The organism is Pedobacter alluvionis (assembly GCF_003664035.1).
GTDB classification, from domain to species: Bacteria; Bacteroidota; Bacteroidia; order Sphingobacteriales; family Sphingobacteriaceae; genus Pedobacter; species Pedobacter alluvionis.
Window position 1 is genome coordinate 42,636 of record NZ_RCCK01000014.1, and the last position, 21,622, is coordinate 64,257.

At 42.0% G+C, this 21,622-nt stretch carries 11 protein-coding genes; 3 read left to right on the forward strand and 8 right to left on the reverse strand.

Annotation, left to right across the window (positions count from 1 at the left end):
• Window positions 1-51: 51 nt before the first annotated feature.
• Both BCL90_RS19730 and BCL90_RS19735 read left to right on the forward strand, forming a co-directional pair.
• Entirely contained in the window at window positions 52-1,338 is a 1,287-nt protein-coding gene (locus tag BCL90_RS19730; protein ID WP_121286330.1) for a TolC family protein, read from the forward strand.
• Window positions 1,339-1,514: 176 nt separating this feature from the next.
• Window positions 1,515-3,788 carry a hypothetical protein gene (locus tag BCL90_RS19735; RefSeq protein WP_121286332.1) on the forward strand — a complete coding sequence of 758 codons (2,274 nt, stop codon included), beginning with the start codon at window positions 1,515-1,517 and terminating at the stop codon, window positions 3,786-3,788.
• 1,488 nt (window positions 3,789-5,276) lie between these two features.
• Here BCL90_RS19735 and BCL90_RS19740 read toward each other — a convergent pair.
• The 8 genes from BCL90_RS19740 to BCL90_RS19775 all read right to left on the reverse strand — a co-directional run bounded on the left by BCL90_RS19740 (window position 5,277) and on the right by BCL90_RS19775 (window position 20,872).
• Window positions 5,277-7,529, reverse strand: a complete 2,253-nt coding sequence (locus BCL90_RS19740) for a S9 family peptidase (RefSeq protein ID WP_244095156.1) — start codon at window positions 7,527-7,529, stop codon at window positions 5,277-5,279.
• Entirely contained in the window at window positions 7,516-8,610 is a 1,095-nt protein-coding gene (locus BCL90_RS19745) for a thioredoxin family protein (RefSeq protein ID WP_121286334.1), read from the reverse strand. Before BCL90_RS19745 ends, BCL90_RS19740 begins: the two co-directional genes overlap by 14 nt.
• Before the next feature lie 2 nt (window positions 8,611-8,612).
• Complete coding sequence (locus tag BCL90_RS19750) at window positions 8,613-10,961, reverse strand: zinc-dependent metalloprotease (RefSeq protein ID WP_121286336.1); 2,349 nt, start codon at window positions 10,959-10,961, stop codon at window positions 8,613-8,615.
• A 26-nt stretch (window positions 10,962-10,987) separates the two neighbouring features.
• A complete protein-coding gene (locus BCL90_RS19755; RefSeq protein WP_121286339.1) occupies window positions 10,988-13,411 on the reverse strand; it encodes a zinc-dependent metalloprotease in 2,424 nt (807 codons plus the stop codon).
• A 26-nt stretch (window positions 13,412-13,437) separates the two neighbouring features.
• Window positions 13,438-14,385: a zinc-binding metallopeptidase gene (locus tag BCL90_RS19760; protein ID WP_134380792.1), complete on the reverse strand. Its 948-nt coding sequence runs from the start codon at window positions 14,383-14,385 to the stop codon at window positions 13,438-13,440.
• 22 nt (window positions 14,386-14,407) lie between these two features.
• Window positions 14,408-15,928 carry a RagB/SusD family nutrient uptake outer membrane protein gene (locus tag BCL90_RS19765; protein WP_121286345.1) on the reverse strand — a complete coding sequence of 507 codons (1,521 nt, stop codon included), beginning with the start codon at window positions 15,926-15,928 and terminating at the stop codon, window positions 14,408-14,410.
• Between the two features lie 17 nt (window positions 15,929-15,945).
• Window positions 15,946-19,464: a SusC/RagA family TonB-linked outer membrane protein gene (locus tag BCL90_RS19770; protein WP_244095155.1), complete on the reverse strand. Its 3,519-nt coding sequence runs from the start codon at window positions 19,462-19,464 to the stop codon at window positions 15,946-15,948.
• A 226-nt stretch (window positions 19,465-19,690) separates the two neighbouring features.
• Window positions 19,691-20,872 (reverse strand): FecR family protein, encoded by a 1,182-nt coding sequence (locus tag BCL90_RS19775; RefSeq protein WP_121286351.1) that lies wholly within the window; start codon window positions 20,870-20,872, stop codon window positions 19,691-19,693.
• 153 nt (window positions 20,873-21,025) lie between these two features.
• Here BCL90_RS19775 and BCL90_RS19780 point away from each other — a divergent pair, with 153 nt between their 5' ends.
• Window positions 21,026-21,616: an RNA polymerase sigma factor gene (locus BCL90_RS19780; protein WP_121286354.1), complete on the forward strand. Its 591-nt coding sequence runs from the start codon at window positions 21,026-21,028 to the stop codon at window positions 21,614-21,616.
• The last annotated feature ends 6 nt before the right edge of the window (window positions 21,617-21,622 follow it).

Genomic DNA, 21,622 nt, shown 5'->3' on the forward strand with positions numbered 1-21,622 from the left:
TGGAAAGTTTAACGTCCGGTAGCTTAATCAGGGTTACTTAAAAATAAACGTATGAATCTTAGAATCGCAATTACTGCAATTATGCTATTTGCAGTACAGCAAACATACAGCCAGGATAAAAAGTATTCACTTTTGGAATGCAGGAAGCTGGCTATTGAACAGAACAAAAGAATGAAAGCTGCTCAATTTGACATCGACGCCGCAAAAGCGCAGTCACAGTCCGTTATTGCCGGCGCAAAACCTGCAATTGACGGTTCTGCTATGGGCGTTCATCTGGGCAAACCCATTGGAGGTGCATTAAATGGGGCCATACCTGATTTTTTTGGGAGTACCACCTTAACAGGAAGCATTCCCATTTATACCGGTGGAAAACTTCAGAACGGCAAGGCAGCCGCTGCCAAGGGTGTCGAAATCAGTGAAACACAAAAAATACTCATCGCATCAGAGGTAGAACTAAACGTAGATAAAGCATATTGGCAGGTAGCTCAGGTAAAGGAAAAGATTAAAGTAGCCAATCAATACCGGAATATGCTACTGGCACTGGAGAAAGACCTTAAAAATGCTTTCAACGCAGGCCTGATCTATAAAAACGATCTGCTAAGGGTTCAGGTAAACCTAAATGAAGCTAACCTCAATATCCAAAAGGCGGAAGACGGCCTGCTTTTGGCTAAGTTAAGTCTTGCACAGATTATCGGCTTCGCCGGACAATCTGATTTTAGTATTGCAGACTCATTGACTGGAAATTTTGAGGAACTGAAAAATCCGGCTGTATTGTCATCAGTGGCCGGCAGACCTGAGCTGCTCATCATGAAAAAGTCGATTGAAGCTGAAGAATTCCAGAAAAAAATTCTTCAGGGCGACAGGCGGCCAACTTTCGGGTTATCTGTTAGTGGCATTACCTCTGTCGGCAAAGGCGTCAACATCAAAGATGGGTCTAATTTTATGGGATCATATTATGCTTTAGCCAATATTAGTATCCCTATTTTTGATTGGGGCAGAAAGAGTAATAAGGTTAAGGAGCAGGCCTTTAAGATTGCCTCGCAGCAACAACAGCTCGAAGAAGCCAGGGAAATGGTAAACCTGGAAATACAGTCAGCATACCTTCAGTTAAACCAAGCCTCAAAAAAAATAAAACTATCCGATTTATCCCTGAAACAGGCTTCAGAAAACCTTCGGATTACCCAGGATAGGTTTAAGGCAGGAACAGTAATTGGAAAAGATGTATCTGAGGCACAGGCGATTTGGCAGCAGGCCTATAATGAAACCATCGATGCCAGGATAGAATACAGAATCAATGAAGCCATACTTAAAAAAGCAATTGGTGAATCAGCACAGTAAGATAAGGCTTTTGATCGGTCTATTAATATAGGATAGAACATGTATCACATCACCCATGCCATATGGCTAAACCAGGATATATAGCTGAGTCGAATTTGATTGAAATGGACTGCAATCTTACCAGAAATTCAATGCTGAGTAGAACAGTTAATCTTAACAAGATCTTAATTAACTAAATGATGCAAACTCCTGCGTTTACATTTCATACTAATCCAACAATCGACCGTTTGATTCTGAGCGATTTGTCATTCAGGCCACTCGAAAACTACCTGAAAAAATTAAACCGCTCTTCACCGATTAGAATGAGAATGATAGATGAGCTGATTGAAACGCTGCAACAATATTTAACTGGTAACAAGGACAATTCGCCCTTGCTTCCCGGCCCTGATGACCAATCCTTATTTGATTTAATTTATCTGGCATTGAGCCCATTATTTGCCGATGAACGTAATTGTTTTTTGGCAATAGCCTCGCCATTGCCGGGGAAAGTACATTATTGCACAGCCGCATTTGAAGATCTTTTTAAAAATGGTATGGCAAAGGCAAAAAGCGTTGGCGGTACAGATCAGGACGTAAATCTGTTAAATGAATATAAGAATTATATCTACCGCCTGATTTTAAGCCAATGTTATCACTTTTCCTTTCAGATACTGGAACCAGGACATTATACCTATACTAACCCTGAAACCGGGCTGGAAGAATATTACAAGGTAAATATCGATACCAGATTTATAGAGGTGGTGGTTACAGGTGAGTTGCCTGATGTCACGATGGATAGTATCATCAATGCCGGCCCTGCCCGCATAGACCCATTAACAATACTGGAAAAGATTTTACCATTGCACTTTTTTAAACTATCCGGTTTTGCTGTAATTACGCTGGAAAATATTACTGATACCTTTGCAATTGATCAGATCAGAAACGAAATTGTAAACCATGAAAACGAGGATCACATCTACCAGCAGGTGATTAAAAGCCTGAGTATACTCTCGGGCAATAATGCTGTTCATTTTAGTTTAAAACCTTTGACCAGGTTAAACAATGAGACAATTGTAGATATCAACCCGAAAATACACAGTTTCATGATGGATTTAGCCGAACAATTTGAAGACGAAATAATGCTTCAATCACTCTTTAGTGGGTACCAGGAAAATCCGGTTACGTATTACTTTTCTTCAGCCAATAATGCTGGAAACAATTTTGAAATTCCTATTCAAGATCTTTTGGAATCAAAAAAAGTTAAAGTTTATGCTTGTCTGCCGCTACTTTTCAAACAAAAGGTTGTTGGCATTTTGGAAATATATGCTTTCAAAGAGATCTTATTCTTTGAAAACATTTTGGCGAAAATAGCAGTAGCATTGCCTTTACTCAGCCAGTTAACAAAAAATAGTGCCGATCACTTTTCAGATAAGATCAATGATGTTGTGCGGCGACACTTCACTGTTCTGCAACCGGCCGTTCTGTGGAAATTCCATCTTGCGGCCTGGAATTACCTGCAAAAAGAGCAGAACATGGAAGCCGGTGCCGCCATAGAATCTATCACATTTGATGGCGTTTATGCTATTTATGGCGCAATTGACATCAAAGATTCTACACTAAAACGTAATGATGCACTATTGAAGGACATTCATAATATGCTGGACGAATCCATAAGAATATCAGACAAGCTGATCATTGCCGGGTATCCTGCTGAAAAGATCAAAACATCATGTGTGAAATTCAAATCCAGATACCAGCATGCGGTTACCTTAAAGGACGAAATAGCTATTTTAACCTTTCTACGCCTTTATTTAAAACCACTCTTAATGCCCCTGGCAGAGGAAGAGCCTGATTATTTAGCTTATGCTAACGCTTATCTGGAACAGGTTGGTAATGGAAATAGTGCAAGCCATGTTAACCGTAACATTTTAGAGCAAAAAATTGGGCAGTTAAACGAAGATATAACGGGACTTATGGCCAGGATGATCGAGGATTTGCAGCAATTACATCCTGGTTACATTAAGACATTTAGAACTGACGGAATTGAAAGTGATATTTACATCGGTCAATCTATTACACCAGGGTCGAAATTAGATGGCGGTAAAATCAGGGCATATCGGGCTTTGCAGCTTCGTTATATGGCATTGATTGCAAAGTATTCCGCTCAAACGTCATTGTTATCCACATCTGCGCTAACCACTACACAACTCATCTTTGCACCCGGTACTCCCATTACCATTACTTTTCGTAATGATGAAAAGCGGTTTGATGTGGAAGGAGCAGATAACATCAATTATGAAATAACTAAAAAGCGAATCGATAAGATTTGTATCAAAGGAAACACCGAAAGGTTGAATCAACCCGGTAAAATAGCTATTGTATATCAGGATGATGACATTAAAAAGGAGTATTTGCATCTCATAAGCGTATTACAGAAAGAAGGTATTTTGCGTGAAAATGTAGAAATTTAGCACCTGGAAGACTTGAAAGATGTTTTTGGTTTAATGGCGATCCGGGTAGAGATTTAAATATAGAGGTAAAGGAAACCGTTTAAGGACATACAGGCGGCGTAAATAAGAATGAATCTTCTTTGATCTCTTTAATTATCTTAAAAGAGCTGCTGGTCACAGAAAGGTGGCATTCCGTTATGCTAAAATCCCGAACAGCCGTTTATTGCCCTTTTTACCCGTGCTGCTCCGACACAGCTGTACACCAACAATACCTTAAGATAACTTTCTCCTTACCTGTTATTGAGTTATTGTTTACCTTCCAACCCAAAGCGAGGTAAATCTTTAACCTACCAAATCTAAACCAGAGCTACAACTCAACCGAAGTTAGGGTGAAGTAGTGTGCAAGCAAGCCATACGCTAACCTGGCCGGAAGGCGGCCTGAACGTGGGGTAAATGTGGCGTGAAGGTGGAATTGGAATATTTTTTTTGGGGATTTTTAATCAGATGGATTGATTTGGGTGATCATCTCTTTTTGATTATCCTAATATACTAAAATTATGGCTATCCGGAATGGAATGATCAAAATTAAGGGCAATTTCGGCTGAGCGTGAGCGGGTAGTCAGCTTTATGGTATTTCATAAACAGGTCAAAGAGGCTGTATCAAAAATATTTATGCTGGCCCACTAAGCAAATTATATTTTGAGACGTCGTCATTCCCAACCCGATAGCTATCGGGTTAATTGGGAACCACGGAGTGCTCATGAATGCCTTTGAAACATGGGAAACTTATGAATAATCCTAATGCTATTGCAGGGCGCTTTAAGATTAGCTTCGCTGAGCACTTCGTGGTTCCCGCCTGCGCCTATCGGGTGGATATCTCTTTTGGTTTGGGTTCTATACGTTTTGCTAGCTTACTTTAATAAATTACAGGTTTTACCGAAGAACGCCGTCAATCCCAAGGGCTAGGGAAATCAAAAAAACAGTTGTAGAAAAGAACTAATAATACTGACAAACCTAAACGCAGTGGTTTTGTGTTCATAACCGATGATTTAATTTTAAAGAAATATTGAACACAAAACGAAGTGCCGCTGTTTTTTTGATGTGTGTAGGGCTGTGCAAAAGGCCCCTTGCTGGATTGACAAAGCGCTTTGGGTACTTTGGCCCTCTAAAGTACCATGCCCCCGCGGCATAGAGCGGAAAAGACAATGTTTATGTATTAACTTGAGTTATATTAATAATGTGGCTTTTAGAACTATTCTTTAGGTATTTTAGTATTAGTGTCATCATCCTGATCTCGATAGCTATCGGATTCATTTCAGGGTCTTAATAGCAGGAAAGATGCTGAAATAAATTCAGCATGACGACCGACTTAATGAATATGTACTAAAAAAACAAAGATGGAATTAACAAAGATGTGTCCACACGATAGGCCTGCGCGAGAATGACGGGAAACGAAATAAAATCCTAACCTTAAAGCAAGATTTTACTTTTGAGACCACCTCATCTTTTTCAATAAACATGAAAAAAGCACTTTGAAAAAAATTGTCTCGTCCTTTTCTCATAATAAGCTTTATATGGCTCTTCATACGTATGGTGCTGCCCCGGAAGCATCAGAAGTTCAAAATTTTTATCTGCCAGAATCAACGCATTAACCATACGCATCGTAGCTGCCGGGTTCACATTTTCATCCGACTCCGCTGCAACAAGCATCAAAGGTCCTTTGATGTTCTTTGCAAGGCTTTGATTTAAATCATAAGGTTTATCAAAACCCTGATAACTTTCTCCCCAGGTACGGTTATATAAGGTGTTGTCGTGATTACCGGAAGACGAAACTGCGGCTTTATAAAAATCAGGATAAGTTGCCAATGCAGCTACAGCCATCATACCGCCACCAGAATGCCCGTAGATACCAATCTTGTCCATATCCATAAAAGCATAGCGTTTGCCTAATTGTTCCAAACCATACTTATCATCCTCCAGCGCATAATCCCTGATATTCCCATACCCGTACTTGTAATAAGCTGCATTGCGATAAGGCGAACCCCCACGGTGCCCCATCACCACCACCACAAAGCCATCTTGTGCCAGTTCGGTATTGTTATAACGATCTATCAGCGTAAACTGTGTCCATACCGTTTCTGTAAAAGGGCCGGGATAAACCTGGGAGATGACCGGATATTTTTTATTCGGATCAAAATTGAAGGGTTTCCACATCAAACCATAGAGATCCGTCACCCCGTCCTTTGCCTTTACTGTAAAAGGCTCAGCTGGTTTCCAACCGTAAGCGTAAAGCTTTGTTAGATCCGGATTCAAAACCTCGAGCATTTTCTTGCCTTCATTGTCTCTCACCACAGCTTTAGGCTTTAGATCAATCCTGGAATAATTGTCGACAAAATACTGAAAATCCGGAGACATAAATACCTGATGGGTTGCATTTTCGGGGCTTAATAACACCTGCTTTTTGCCCCCAAAATCTGCCTTATACAAAAAAGAATAATAAGGGTTCCGGTCTTTCTCTTTACCATAGCCATAGAAATACAGTTCCTGCTTCAGCGTATCTGTCGCCACGATTTTTCCGGCAGTCCAGTTGCCGCTGGTTATGGCATGTTGCAGCTCACCAGCACCGTTGTAAAGGTAATAATGCCCCCAACCAGACCGGTCAGACCACCAGATGATGTTTTTTCCCGATTGAAGAATACTTACGTTAAAAAGATCTTCATTAATAAATGGCTTACTCACCTCATGGATAATAGAACGAACTTTCCCGGTATGCAGGTTAACCGCACACAAATCCAGCTCATCCCGCGTCCGCTTCCGGCGCAGGAGAAAAATTTCATCCTTTAAACCACTTGCCCTCACCACGGAAACTTCCTGATCGGGCCATAGGCCTATGTCTATTTTTTGCAAGCGCTGCTCCGCTACATCGCCAATAAAAAAATCATATTGCACAACTTCTTTGTCTCCGGGCAGTTCGTAAACATACGTATTTACATAAGGCCTGGGCGACATCAGGGAATTGGTCACCGTCATTGTCCCTACCTTTCTGTTATCCTTACGCAATACATAGAAATGCTTCGAATCGGGCAGCCAATACGCATCAGTGGGCGTATTGGTCTCGGCAAAATTGTCCGTTCCATTAATCGAGAAAGAGAAATTCTCCGCGCCATCAGTCGTCAATACCTTTTCTGTACTGTCGGCTATTCTTTTCAGGTAAAGATTGTGGTGCCTCGCATACAACAACCATTGTTTATCAGGCGAAAGATCCCCAATATGGTATACAGGCGTTTCCAGCTTTGTTGTAGCCCGTTTATTTAGCTTTTTTGTCAGGTAATTATAATCATAGGTTTGATCATGATAACCGACTTCAACCGTCCGCCCATCAGCTGAAAAATTAGTCTGATACTGGATCTTCGATGCCTCTACTGGCTGTTTAAGTATACTGTACAGGCTTTTCTCAATATTCGCTTTGTCAAATAAGGGCTGCTTCATTTTTCTGGCAGGATCAACCAGGTAGTAGTTGCTGAGAGACTGGCTTCCTCCCTCCGGAGGATTGTCGATCATCCAGAATTTCCCGGTGCCTTTGATAAAAAACGGAATCACCTGCATTGTTCCTACCTGTTTTAGCAAATTAGCGGGGCTAAAATGCCCCGCCGTATCCGCCAGCTTTTGTTGAGCAAAGGCTGGCAGACAGATGGAGACACTGCAGAGCGCAATAAATATATATTTCTTAAACCGGAACATATTTAGCTTAGTAATTCTCATACATTTTTGCAGTAGAAATGATAAATGGGTCTTTCGAAGTACGGATGATCTTTTCGGAAATCTCTTTCATCCTTGGCAGCTTCTCCCGTTTGGACACGCCATATCCGGACCAAAAATCATAAGCGATCCGCTGGTTTTGCGGACTGAAATTCTGAATGTGATCGGCGAGGATATTCGATACCTTCAGCCAGTTTTTTTCTCCCGCAGCTTCTGCCATATTCATCATCAGGATCAACTGATCTTTGTCTTTTAAATTTGTTGCGATGAGCTGCTTGCGGTAATGAACAAATTCAGCTTTTACATAAGGAAATTCTTTAAAATAAAAACCGTTTAACGCATAACCGGCTACCTTTCTGAACATATCTCCCATCCGCTTTTCTACAGTATCTTTCCCATTGTGTTTCACAAAGGCCTTCCAGTTGCTGGCCAGGTAATCGAAGTTTTTGCTGTGTACATTAGACAAGTACATATCATACCGGTTGGCGCCGAAAAGAAACCAGTTTTCGGGCATCACTTTCTCCTGGTCTGTAAGACTGTTGAAATAAGTAGCGGCAATTTCCTTCGCGGGATTGATCTCCATCATATTGATCTTCTCTTTGATGTAATCCCTGATGAAGGCATGATCCCTGTTGCCAGCTGCATATTCCCGGTTCATCCTGGCTATTTTGTTTTCAGGATTCATCCCTTCTTTCACCTTTGATATGAATTCATCTGCATCCATCGCCCCCACAAACTTATAAACCAGATCACCGTTACCATTTAAGAGCAAAAACGAGGGAAACGCTCCCACTTTATAGGTTTTCAAAGCAGGAATACCATCTCCCTTTTCCATATCGAGGCCCACATTAATGAAATTCTGATTGAAAAAGTCGGCCACAGAATCAATTGTAAAAATGTTCTTCGCCATCTGTTTACACGGTACGCACCATTCGGTAAAGCAATCGACAAAAACCAATTTATTACTTGCCTTTGCTTTGGCCAGAGCCAACTGCAAACTTCCTTTTTCAAAAGTAATCTCCCTGTTTTGCGCATAACCTGATGCACCTGTCAGGAACAAAAGGAATAAGAATATTTTTTTCATCTCTAGCTTTTCTTTTGGTTCATTCCTTTTTCAACTTTTTCTCTGAGCATCTGATAAAGCGCTTTCGCTTTTGGGTCCTGGTGTTGTTCAGACAGTTCCTTAATATGTTTAATGGTCCTGACGAAATAAAAATGAATCACTTCACTGGAATCACTCAAACCCGCAGCAAAATTGTTTTTTACTGTTGCATCAGCCAGGTCGAATATAAACTTGCTCTGCATGAGTTTGGTATGTTCATTTAGTGGATTCACCGAATCAAAATCTTTGAACACATAACGATCCAGATCTTCAAAAAGATCAAGACTGGTATAGGCCTGATTTCCCATCTCATGCTCTGCTGTAATCAGATTGTTCAATACTTCGGGACTAATTAATTTGCGCAATAAATCCTGCATGCTGTTTTGCATTTTGGTATCCTCAGACTCATTGTTCTCCAGGTTCATCCTTTTGTTCTGCATCCAGGAAGGAACTCCGCTGAAAAACCAGTTATTCAATAAGGCCATTGCCTTTTTCTGATCTTTCTTAGTGGTATATACTACAGGTACTTCATTATAATTCCGCAATACCGGCCGTAAGGATATCCCTCCGATATAGCTCGCCACGTTGTCTGTATACAGTTGGAAATTTTTCTGATAGGCGGAAGAAAGCAATTTGAATTTTCTCCAGTCATCATCGCCTCCTTTCATCTCCGCAGAAACCTTTTCTACTTGCGGATAGTAGCGCATTAAGTTATTCATTGCCAGTTCTGCAGCTTCCAAATGATCAGAAGAAACATCGCCTCTACGGGTAAAGGGATCACTTTTATTTTCCTCCAGGAACATTAGTGCAGCGTTGGAAGGTTTCAGGGAAGCGAGGCTTTTCTTTTCGGCATTGCGATCGGCAAATACGCGGTAAGCCCAACCAATTGCCAGCTCGTCATAAGCGGAAACCCTGGGCATTAAATCTGTTACCGCAACATCATCTTCAGGCTGAACCAGAAAGTTAAACTGGGTATCATCAGTTACAGACGAAGAGAAACTGTGCTGCTTTAACCAATTACCAGAACGGAGTTGGGCAGACGTATAAGCCGCACTTCCATGCAAATTGGGCACCATTCCTAAAACTTCTCCCATGGCCTGGGCAACTTTCCACCTCATGATTTCCCCACGCACTTCAGGGTTATACAAGTCTTTCAAAACCCTGGGGTCTTTCATACTGCACTTGGTAAAATAAGAGGGCAGCAGATCATTCACCACCTGGTCTGAAATGTTCATCTTGGCCGTATAAATTTCCCCGGTGCGTGGGTCGCTCAGCAAATTTACCGGCACATCACTAGCGCCACCTCCCCATTTGATCTGGATCTTTCCTGCAGATAGCCAGTTCTCATTCTCCCCTTTAGCAAGTACCAACACCTCCTTAAATCCCGCTTTTTCAAATGCAGCATTCCACTGGGCAATGCCTTGTTTCACATAAGGCAGAAATAAAGCCGGGGTATTCTTGTCAATATAAACTGTAATTGCCTTTGCCGGCGTAACCAATACACCCGCATTGTACTTTTGCTGGTCTGCCGGGCGTACACTAAGGTTCCATTTGGTAATTACCTTAACGTTTCTCATCCCATAAGGATACTTACCAAAATCATTGTAGGCCACTGTAGCAAATCCTATTCTTGGATCAGACTCACGGACTTTCATTTTTGAGACAGGAAGGCGCTGGAGCCCCAGATTGAGTACAAAAGCCACAGCCTTATCTACGGCTTTGCTCCCATTTACACTGTTTCCCGGAACAGTTTGCGTACGTAAAACGGAAAATACCACGCCCTCTCCCGAAGTTTTTACTTCCTGTACACCGGAACGGGCAGGATCAGAACTACTCAAATCACTAAAATCTTTGAAAGAAAATAAATTGCCACCTTCTATCAATTCGTGGGTCAGCTCAATGATATAACTTTTCTTGTCTTTTCCTCTGGCTACTACGGGAATTACATAACTTACCGGAGTAAGGTTAGATTTTTGCACCAGCTCTTCAAAACCCTGATTGAAGTCGGCTGAGGTTTCTTCTTTATATACTTCTTTAGTTACATTGAGCACATTTCCGTTTCCTACACCAAAACGGATTACGCCAGATGACTGGGCAATATTGTTGGCAAAACCACGGGCGATGTCGCCAATGACCAGAAGATCGGTATTTAAAGTGCTGGCTGGGATCTCCAGGAAATAATTGGAACCATCCTGGTATACGGTAAATAAACCAGGCGTTACTTTCATCTGTTTTTTATAGAATTTTTCAAAAGGTGTTGGTTCATCCAAAGGGAGCGCCTTCGCCTGAAGGCTCAGCACTACTGCAAAAAGGATTGATAAGATATACTTCATTTCTATGTTTAATTATTTATACTAAATTATCTACTCAGGTAAGCTGCATCATTATCTGTACGCCACATTTCAACCATATCCGCAATCGCCATTAAATGGGTTTTGGAAATAAAGTCCTTTTGCTTTTCGGCTGCAGCCCTGCTTTGTTCTTCAATACGCAACACCATTTTGTTCATGGTGAACCATACATCATTACTAAAAATTTCGCGGCTATCAACATTCATCAAAAGGCTGGTGATAAACTTGCGCTGAAACATGCGGTTATATCGGGAAATCGGGCGATCCAGATCTTTGAAGACGATTTGCTCCAGGTCAGTTAAAAACTCAGCCGCCGGGTAAGTTGCATTGCCCGAAATATTCTCTATGTTAGCCATAGCATAATATTTCCCCATCAAACGCCCCATCAGGTCGCCATAAGTATCTTCTACATCTGTATCGAAACTGAATCCGGTTTTGGCCATCACGTCTTCAGGATAGAGCCATTTTGGTTCAGTAAACATGAACTTAGACAGATAATCCATCGCTTCTTTCTGCTGCGCCCGGCTCACCGGAACATAACTTGATTTCTGCTCCTCACGCAATGGTTTATCGCTGAAAACGCTGCCTACATTTTTCACTACGTGCTGGAGATAGTTGTAGTAGCGACCTTGGACAGCTCTATACATGGACCGCAGCGTTCCATAACCATCATCAACGGAGCTCCACTGTTCGATGTTCGCCATGATCTTTTTCAGGTTCTCCACCCCAAGTGCGTTTGCTTTCATATTATTGTCACCCACATCCTCACTCTGTACCCTTGGATCGTACATATCAGCTTCGTCAGAATAAAAATATTTAGGGTCTTTTCTTTTTTCAGAAACCCATTGTTTCAACTGATCTGCTATAGCACTAGCGTCTTTAGACAGCGGAAAATAACGATAACCCCATTCTATGGCATAATCATCATAAACCCCAACAACTGGCAGCAAATCCTTCGGATCCATTTTATCCTGAGGCTGAGCAGCATAATTAAAACGCATATAATCCATCACAGATGGCCCAAAACCATGCTCCCGCACGTAGTCGCGGTTACGGATGCTATCTACCGAATAGGAAGAACTTCCTGCAAAATTATGACGCAAGCCCAGCGTGTGTCCTACCTCATGGGTGATCACATTTCTCAGTAAAGTACCCATTAATGCGGTATTAACAGGGAACTTTCTCGCAGCGGGATCATTGGCTGCCGACATTGAAAAATACCAGCGTTGCAAGAGCTCCATGATGTTGTGAAACACGGCGATATGAGAGGTGAGAATTTCTCCCGAACGTGGGTCTACCACTTGTGGACCATACGCATTGGGAACCTCTGAAGGCTTGTAAGAAATATAAGCATACCTTGCATCCTCCATACTGTAGTCAGGATCCTCTTCTTTCGTGGGCGATAGTTTCCCTGTAATGGCATTCTTAAAGCCAATTTTTTCAAAGCTTTTCCTCCAGGCATTCACTCCATCAATAATGTATGGAACTAGAAAGGCTGGAGTATTCCGGTCGATATAAAAGACGATAGGCTTAGCTGGCTCTACCAGTTCTCCCTTCAGGTACTTTTCCAAATCCTCAGGTTTTGGTTCCACGCGCCACCTGTTGGCCATAACCGTGAACTCGCTTTTCTCAGGATTATCATAGTTCCTTAACCCTGTAGAAAAGTAACCCACTCTGGTGTCCGCATACCGCTGTGCCATAGGTACCTCTGGCAGCAAAAACCACGATGCACCAACCTCCCAGATGGTGGGGTTCATCTCGGGTGCCTTTGGAGGCGCTGAAGTCGGATCAGCAGGTGGCATTTGGGGAGGATCACCTGCTGCATAACTTTTTACAGAGCGGAATACCAGGTTATTATCGTAGGCACTTACGCCCAGAATCTTTGATTTCTCCGGCTCAAAGGCACCGAGCTTCAACTCGGTTGCCGCTCCTTTTAAGGAAAACAGATCACTGTCACCATTAAACAGATTAGTGACATCAATTAAGGAACTTGAATCGCCGGTAGCCACAATATCAAAAGCCAGCAAAGCGGGTTTCAATTGTGACCTATAGCTGTTAAAATAATTACTGGTCGTATCTGTAGCTTGTACAAAATCCGGATCCACAATGTTGATCTTGCCGTTTATTCCTTTGTTAAACCGAATAACCCGGTCGTTGATCGCATCGCCCGCGAAACCATAACGCATCGATGGATTTCGTTTACGCTGGGCAGAGCCTCTAATGATGCTGATACTGGTCAGGATGTCTCTTCCCAACAACCTGTCTGGTATCTCCAACAGGTATTTATCATCCTGAACATACACGTTGAACATGCCTTTCTGCATTTTCGCATCTGCCTTAATGAATTTTTTAATGGTTGTTGAGTGCTGATCCTGTGCTTTTGATACTGTGGAAAACAGCATCAAAAGCAGAATCGGAAAAATGAATTTCATAATTGTTTGTTTAATTATCTTTTGTATCAGTTTGCTTGTGCTGCATTACCTATGAGTTGCAGGTCTACATTATAATTTTCTTTGAAGTAATTCCTTACCAGGTCATATCTTCGTTTGATTATGCCATTGCTGTCCTTAGCCGGATTCAGTATTCCCGTAAAAGATGTATCCCAGCTATCAGGCAGCCTGTTCAGGTTGTCTTCAGAAAAGCTGACCATTGCTTGGATGTAGAGGTACCAATCTGAAGTAGCAGTAGGTCCATTGTAATAGGCTGTCAACATCCCTTTTGCATAAGCATCAGCATCACTTGTAGGAGCGATGGTATAATTTGCTGAACCTGAAAATGCAGTTGTAGGAGATGTTTTTTTGGCTTCCGTAATGCTGTTGATCAAATTTAAGTTCACCTTAGCCAGATACAATTTTTTCTCCTCTGGGGTGATGGTTAAAACCTTAGCATTCCCGTAGTTTATTAGTAAATTGTTATAGTTATACCAGGCAGCCACGGATCTTAGCCCCTTCACTACTGTAGCCGGACTAGTAGAAAAGTCAAAGTCATTATAAATAGAATCCACTTCACTGCACAGTAAGATCTTCGAAGGCAAAAATGCTTTCAGGAATTTTTCAGAATAGAAATTCAGGCACTGGCTTTCAAAAAGATCCAGCTGCTGGTTTATGAATGCCTGATCAGCGGCCTTCATTTCAAATCCGTCTGACCAGTATTGCCCTTGCTTTATCGCATTTTTGTAGCCTGTTGGGGTCCAGTAAGCATCCTTTTCTGAAAATTGGTATAAAAAATAGGTGCCGTACTTCTTATAATAATTCAGAATTCTGGTATCATAATCATGATTACCCTGTGGCAGCGTATATCCTTCATTTCCTTCTGTCGGTAACAATGGAGCTTCCTTTTTACTGCAGCCAGACCAAATCACCGCCAGTAAAAGCAGGCTTATGGCATTTATCAAATATCTTTTCATGGTTCTCTTCGTTTTGGTTTGATTATCTTGGATTTTGAGCCAGCCTGCCATTTTTCAATGTCGCGGTAAATGGAATAGGCAGGGCATAAATTAAACTACCTGAACGCAACGTGTAGTCAGTCATAGTACCGTCAGCATCAATGAAATGATGGGTAATGTTAAGTCCCCACCTCTTGATGTCCATCCAGCGGTGTCCGCTTTCCAGACAAAGCTCACGACGGCGCTCATCCTGGCAGAATTTAAAAAGGTCATTTGCGTTGCTATAGTTAACAGGTTGATAGGCGACATTTCGTGTATCATACCTACTGGCGCGCAAGGTATTCAGGTCTGCATTTGCTTTCGCCGCCGAACTAACATCTCCATTTAGAAATTTCTTCGCGTAAGCCTCCGCCCTGTTGAGGTAAACTTCAGCAATTCTGATTCCATCAGTACCGTATTTAGGTATAGAGCCAATTTTCCCGTTGCCCAGCAGATAAGCCGCGTTGTTAACAGACCCCATTCTGAAATATCCAGAATACCTCAGGTCTTTCCTGTCATCAGCCTCTGTACTGGTTTCATATAGTGCAGCAAGAGAACCAGATACCGTGTATGGAGGACGATCATTCCGTTGTTCCGGGAAATAACCATTTGGGGCATTTGGATTAATTCCATACACCCACACTACCTCCGGACTTACCGTAACATCGTATATTTTTCCGCCTGAAAAACCACCTGCATCAAAAAATGATTTCATCTGTGTTAGAACGGGTCTTTCAGTCAATACCAGATTTGCGTACTGAATTACTTTATCCATATCTTCTGCCCTTCCCATATAAAGATAGAGCCTGGTTAAAAGACTATAAGCAGCGATATGTCCCACACGAAAAGTTGAGGCTTCTGTAAAATTGGCTTTCAGTAAGCCTGCTGCCTCCAGCAGATCTTTTTCAATCTGTCCGTATACTTCTTTTAACGTATTCCGTACTGGGTATTGGTCGGTAACCACACTATTCAAGATCAGAGGAACGCCCAGGCTCACATTAGGATCAATACCTACCCCACTATAAGGTTGTCCATATAACGTTACCAGTTTCAGATAATAGTAAGCACGTAAGAAAAGTACCTGCCCTAACAGCGCGTTCTTTTGCTCAGCTGAGCCGGAAACTTTCCCGAGGTTGTCAATAACCGTATTACAACCTTTGATTTTAGTGTAGTAGATACTCCAGGAATCAGTACCCAACGAAAGTATGGGGTCGCCATCGAACATCCTGGCATCCCATTTAAATACACGTGTACCGTTCTGCAGGTAAGGAAGATAAACATCATCCGGATTCCCATCAAAGGTTCTTCCCAATCCATTTGATTGTATATCATCTGTCAGTAAATCAACATAAGTGTCGGTTACAATCTGATAGGGATAAGCTTCTCCATTCATCAGGGATTGCAGATCGGCAACCGTCTCTGGCTTAATTTCATCCGGGCTTCTTTCTTCCAGAAACTTTTTACAGGAGGAAAAAGTCAGGGTGCTGAGCAAAAGAAGCAATCCATATATCGTATATTTTGTCATGTTTCTATGATTTAAGATTAAAAACTCACGTTAATATTTAGCGTATAAGCCTTTGTGCGTGGCTGCGCGCCCGTTGCTACCTCGGCATCACGTCCTCTAAAACCCTTACTATTGACAGAAAAGATATTGGACGCACTTGCACCGGCGTTAATTGTTCTGCAACCTATTGCTTTAGCCAACTGATCTGGTAAAGAATAATTAACGGAAAGATTGTTCATACGCAACGTTGAGGCACTCACCACCCTGTCACTGCTATAATTGTACATCTCGTAAAGGGATACATAACGTTGGTTACCTGAACTGTTTACATCTGAACTAGGTAATGAGATGACAGGTACCCTGCTATCTGGCAATCCGGGTAATATTGCCCCTGTACTGCCCGGAACCCACCTGTTTAGTAATTCTGCCGACAAATTCTCATACTCGGTAGGCAGGGTAGCAGAAAGCGGATATGCCGGAGACAGGAATTTCTTCCCACCCAATTGCAGGTATACAGAAGTATTCAGGGTTAACTTTTTGTAACGGAAATTCAGCCCGATACTTCCGGTAAAATCCGGATCCAACTTTCCCATATACTTCATATATGCAGTCGGGTCAGCAGATGGGTCTGTTCCTTCAGCCACATTCAGACCAATAACAGGATAGCCATTACTTTGGTTAATTCCCTGAAAATCAAAAGCCCAAAAGGCAGATACAGGGTACCCCGCTTTCGTCAATGTGCCTCCGGCAGCGGTTTGCCAGCTCACATTCTGAATACCTGTCTTAGTTACTTTATTATAGTTCTTCGCTGAACTTAAGGACATAGAAAAAGTAAAATCCTTCGTACGGACAGGTACGAAGCTCGTAGAAATCTCCCATCCATTGTTTCTCATTGATCCGCCATTTACCGGCATAGATGGGATTCCATATTCGGCAGGTACGTCTAATAAGGAAATCAAATCCTTTCCCCGTTTGTCGTAATAATCAACTGAAGCCTGAATTTTTCCGTCAAAAAGACTCATATCAACTCCTGCATTGATACTGGAGTTTTTTTCCCACCTCAAATCTGCATAAGGCAATGAACTGATGGCCAGAATTTCCTCTCCTGTTAACTCATCTACAGACGCTGTTTGTCTTCCTGTCGGTATTTTGAGTATCAGTTCCGGACTTACACTCGTGAGGATGTTACGCTGGTAACCATAAGAAAGCCTGAAACTGATTTCAGACATCCAATAACTTTTTTCAAACCATTTTTCCCTGGCCATATTCCAGCGGAGGCCCCCAGCCCAAACCGGATTGAAACGCTCATTACTGAATTGACCGAACCGGTTGGACGCATCTGTACGAACGCTAAAACTAGCCACATACTTGTTATCGTAAGAATAGCTTCCGGTAAGGTACAAGCCCATGGTATTTGTCGTCCTATCAATAATACTGCGTCTTTGATTCTCCGTTAACAATACGTTTGGAGTAGGAAATTGCGAACCGTAGGTTAGGGGTATTGGGGCGAAAGTATTGCCCCTGCCTTTCATATAACCATAATTAGTAGAAGAGAAACCCACATACTTCGTACTATTCAGATCCTGACCAAACATGGCAGAAATGGCATGCTTATTATTTAGTAAAGTATTGTACGAGATACTATTCCTCCAGCTCCAGTTCTCATTCCTATTGTTGTCTTCATTATATTCTCCACCCAGAGGCAATTTAGCATTCAGGTAAGCAGCTGAATTTGGCTTCGCCGTTCCATATTCGAAAAACCTGAAATTCCGGGTAATGTATTCCGTTTGGTCAGTAGCGTACGAAGTACCCGTAGTACTGCTTGTATTGTAACTGAAAATCGTCTGGAACCTCAGTCCTTTCAGGATATCGTAATTGGCATCAATACTCGTGTTTGCACTAAGTACTTTGCTGATCAAACCCGTCTGGTCACGTTCATTAATCATATTGTACAAATAGCTACTCTTTGGATTTTGATAAAAGAACGGACTTCCATCCGGATTATAGGCAGGAATTACCCTACTCGCAGTTGAAGCATATTCATAAGGATTCACCAGGTAAAAACCATTTGTGGTCTTTTGAGATCCTGAAAGCCTTGCCGAGATACTTAGTTTAGGACCGACTTTGAAGCTCACACTCATATTACCAGTATATCCTTTACCATCATTTCCGATGGCAGTTCCATTAGTAGCATTATAGCCAAAGGAGGCATAATACCTTGTATCTGTATTGCCACCTGATACACTTAAGGCATGATTGGTGCTTAGTGGTTTCCTAAACAAAAGATCGAACCAATCCGTGTTCTGGGTTTCCATAGCATGCACCCTGGAATTAAACGCTTCATAACTAATACTTTTGTTCAGGTATTGTGACAGTGCACCAGCATAACCTATTTCTGAGTTCACATAAGCCCCTGTGAGTCCACGGTTGAAGATTTCTCTTGAAACATCGACCCTTTGACTGGAATTCATCAGTTCTAAGGTTTGATAATCTACGCGGTCAGCGACATTTAAGCCGAATGAATAGCTGATGGTAGCTGGCGCATTTTGTCCTTTCTTGGTCGTGATTACGATTACTCCATTTGCTGCACGTACGCCATAAATAGCCGTTGCAGCCGCATCTTTTAGTACTGTAATGTCTTCAATATCACTCGGGTTTAACCAGGAAATCGAATTTCCAACAAAGTCGCGGATGTAATCGAAATTATCCCTGGTAATTGTACCAGCGCTATTCAGCACATCGGCTTTGAAGGGTAGCGGGTCTTCCTGTATCACGCCATCAACTACCCATACCGGCTCCTGCGTACCCAAAAGCGTAGAAGTACCGCGAACCCTGGTTTTCTGGCGTGCTCCGATCAATCCGCTTGTATTGGTAACAACTACACCAGGCAGTTTGCCTTGAAGCGCCTGTTCTATAGTGGTAAAACCATTCAGGTACAAATCTTTTGCATTTATTGAACTTGATGCCCCGGTCATGCTATTTTTCTTTAAGATCTGGTAACCGGTATTAACTACCACCTCTTGCAACTCCACAGTTTTCTCTTTCATCACAACCTGGACGTTGGTTTTTCCGTTCAATTTTAACTCAAGGGTTTCCTTGGTAAGATAACTGAAAACAAGTGTTGCATTTTCATCCAGGTTGGGCAGGATAAAACTTCCAACCCGGTTGGTACTGGTGGCCTTATCGGTACCCTTTACCCGGACCGTCACACCGGGCAGGACATTTCCGTAAGTGTCGGTTACCTGACCTGTCACTGTAATGGTATTGAAAAAAGCAGCGATCTTATCTATTGCAGATCTCTCTTTTTCCTTCACAATGATGGTCTTTTCATTCAGGGTATATTCAAAAGGCTGATCTGCAAAACAAAGCCTTAGGGTTTGATCTATAGAAGCATTGCTCACGCGAATGTTCACGGGATTTGCCTTCTTCATCAGTTTAATATCGAATACGAAATCGTAGCCACTCTGCTTTCGTATCTCTATAAATACACGTTCGAGAGGAACGTTATTTTGGTTCAGTGTAATCCGTTGGGCGTAGGTAGCTGCGCTAACTTGCATAATGGCAGTGATTAATAATACGGTGGTTATGCGCATAATCAGCAGAAATTTATGTATCCAACCGGAATGCATACCGGTTCGTGTGGTATAAAATTTATACATTTGTTTGTGGTTTGTTCAGTTGATATGTTCAGAAATTTGTTGGCAAAGGCAGACCATAATAATTAAGCCAGAGGTGTTAGCGCACTTCTGGCCTTTTCAATTAAGGCCTGTGAAAGAAGTAGAGTTATCTCATCACAGTTACCCTCCTCCCTTCCACTTTAAAATGGACCTTACCTGTTAATTCCATTACTTTTAAAACTGCTACAAGGCTTTTATCGCGTGATACCAAGCCGCCAAGGGTTAGGTCGCCTGGTGCGGTTTCATCAAAAACAATTTCCACATCATACCAGCGTGCAATTTTTCTCATGGTCGACTGAAAGTCTTCAGCTTTCAAATTTATTTCAGCACGCTGCCAGTCGGTAGCAGCCATAACATCTACTTCCGCCAGTTTCAGCTTCCCCTGATCCAGCTGAGATTGCTGACCAGGTTTTAACACGGCATTGCTGCCTTCTGAATTGCTAACTTCAACTGATCCTTGTAACAAGGTGGTCTTTACCGACTGCTCATCGGGATAAGCTTTGAGGTTAAAATGAGTACCCAATACACGCAACAATTGCTTGCCGCTCTGCACATAAAAAGGCTGCCCATCACGATGGGACACCTCAAAATAGCCTTCACCGGTCAAAGTCACCCGTCGTTCAGCAACACCAGTAAAACTAGTTGGAAAGCGAAGTGATGAAGCCGCATTCAAATAAACATGCGTACCATCGGCAAGGATGACCTCATATTTACCACCTTTAGGTGTAGTAATGGTGTTGTAACCTTTGCCTGAAGCACCTTTAGCCAGTTCATAACGCAATTGACCTTTTGCAGTCTTGCTGATGCGTAATCCTGGCGCCGGAGTGATTGTACCTATCATCGAATCTGTTAATGCAATTCGTTTTCCATCGGCCAGGGTTAAGTAGGCTTTATCGCCTCCAGCCGGGATATCATTTTTATATGTTGAAGTATAAGTACCGAAAATATTCAGGCGCTCCTTGCCGTAATACAACAGTAGCGACAGGAACAGCAAGGCCGCAGCCGACCAATACCGCATGCTGGTTGTAAAGAAAGATCGGCGTTTTGCTATCGGATTGATTACATTTACCTGCATCGATTCATCTAACTTCGAAAGGATGGCCTGTACCTGAGGAAGAGCGACATCACGTTCGTCATCTTTTTCCAGTTCAGTTCTGATCATTTGAACCAATTCCGCATTTGGTTCATCATCCTCAAAATGATGCAACAATTCCTGCAACTCCTGCGGATTACAGGCATTGTTAAGGTATTTTTGATAAAGTTTGGTGATATGGTTAAAGTTTTTCAAGATCTCTTTTTAACCAATACGTCCGAAAAGGAAAAAGTACTTAGTCTGAAATGAAAAAAAATTAATAATTAATTTTTAATCCCTATAATTGAAGAACTATTATCCTCTAAGGTGACTATTCCGGCATCAAAATGATAACCAAAGGCAACTAAAATGAAAAACAATGAGCTTACAGAGGGAGAACTCAGCCTTTTATTAAAGAAAGGAGACAAAAATGCCTTTGCTCAGCTTTATGAATGCTACAAAAAGCCACTCACTGCTAATTTATTCAAATTACTGAAATCAGAAGCACTCACTTTAGATCTGCTTCAGGATCTTTTCCTGAAAATATGGGAAAACCGCGAAAAGATTGATCCGGAAAAATCATTTCGGGCTTATCTCTTCCGTATTGCCGAGCACATGGTGTACGATTATTACCGTAAAGCAGCCCGCGACACCAAAATGCAGCTCAACATCATCCAAACCAGCACAGAACTCTATTCCTATATTGAAGAAGATTTGCTAATTAAAGAAAATTCTGACTTGCTCAGGGCAGCTGTGGCCATGATGCCACCACAACGCCGACAAGTATTTACTTTATGCAAACTTGAAGGTAAATCCTACAAAGAAGTAGAGCAGATTATGGGCATTGGTCCAAAAACGATAAACAGTCATTTATTCCAGGCCAGCAAGTTCTTAAAGGAGCATTTCAGTAAAGATTCAGGACTCGCAGTTGCAATAATAGTGGCTAGCATGCTCATATAACCACTT

Excerpts from the sequence above, each read along its gene's own strand:
- BCL90_RS19730 (WP_121286330.1), top strand. The coding sequence starts at position 52 with ATGAATCTTAGAATCGCAATTACTGCAATTATGCTATTTGCAGTACAG.
- BCL90_RS19735 (WP_121286332.1), top strand. The coding sequence starts at position 1,515 with ATGATGCAAACTCCTGCGTTTACATTTCATACTAATCCAACAATCGAC.
- BCL90_RS19740 (WP_244095156.1), bottom strand. The coding sequence starts at position 7,529 with ATGAGAATTACTAAGCTAAATATGTTCCGGTTTAAGAAATATATATTT.
- BCL90_RS19745 (WP_121286334.1), bottom strand. The coding sequence starts at position 8,610 with ATGAAAAAAATATTCTTATTCCTTTTGTTCCTGACAGGTGCATCAGGT.
- BCL90_RS19750 (WP_121286336.1), bottom strand. The coding sequence starts at position 10,961 with ATGAAGTATATCTTATCAATCCTTTTTGCAGTAGTGCTGAGCCTTCAG.
- BCL90_RS19755 (WP_121286339.1), bottom strand. The coding sequence starts at position 13,411 with ATGAAATTCATTTTTCCGATTCTGCTTTTGATGCTGTTTTCCACAGTA.
- BCL90_RS19760 (WP_134380792.1), bottom strand. The coding sequence starts at position 14,385 with ATGAAAAGATATTTGATAAATGCCATAAGCCTGCTTTTACTGGCGGTG.
- BCL90_RS19765 (WP_121286345.1), bottom strand. The coding sequence starts at position 15,928 with ATGACAAAATATACGATATATGGATTGCTTCTTTTGCTCAGCACCCTG.
- BCL90_RS19770 (WP_244095155.1), bottom strand. The coding sequence starts at position 19,464 with ATGCAAGTTAGCGCAGCTACCTACGCCCAACGGATTACACTGAACCAA.
- BCL90_RS19780 (WP_121286354.1), top strand. The coding sequence starts at position 21,026 with ATGAAAAACAATGAGCTTACAGAGGGAGAACTCAGCCTTTTATTAAAG.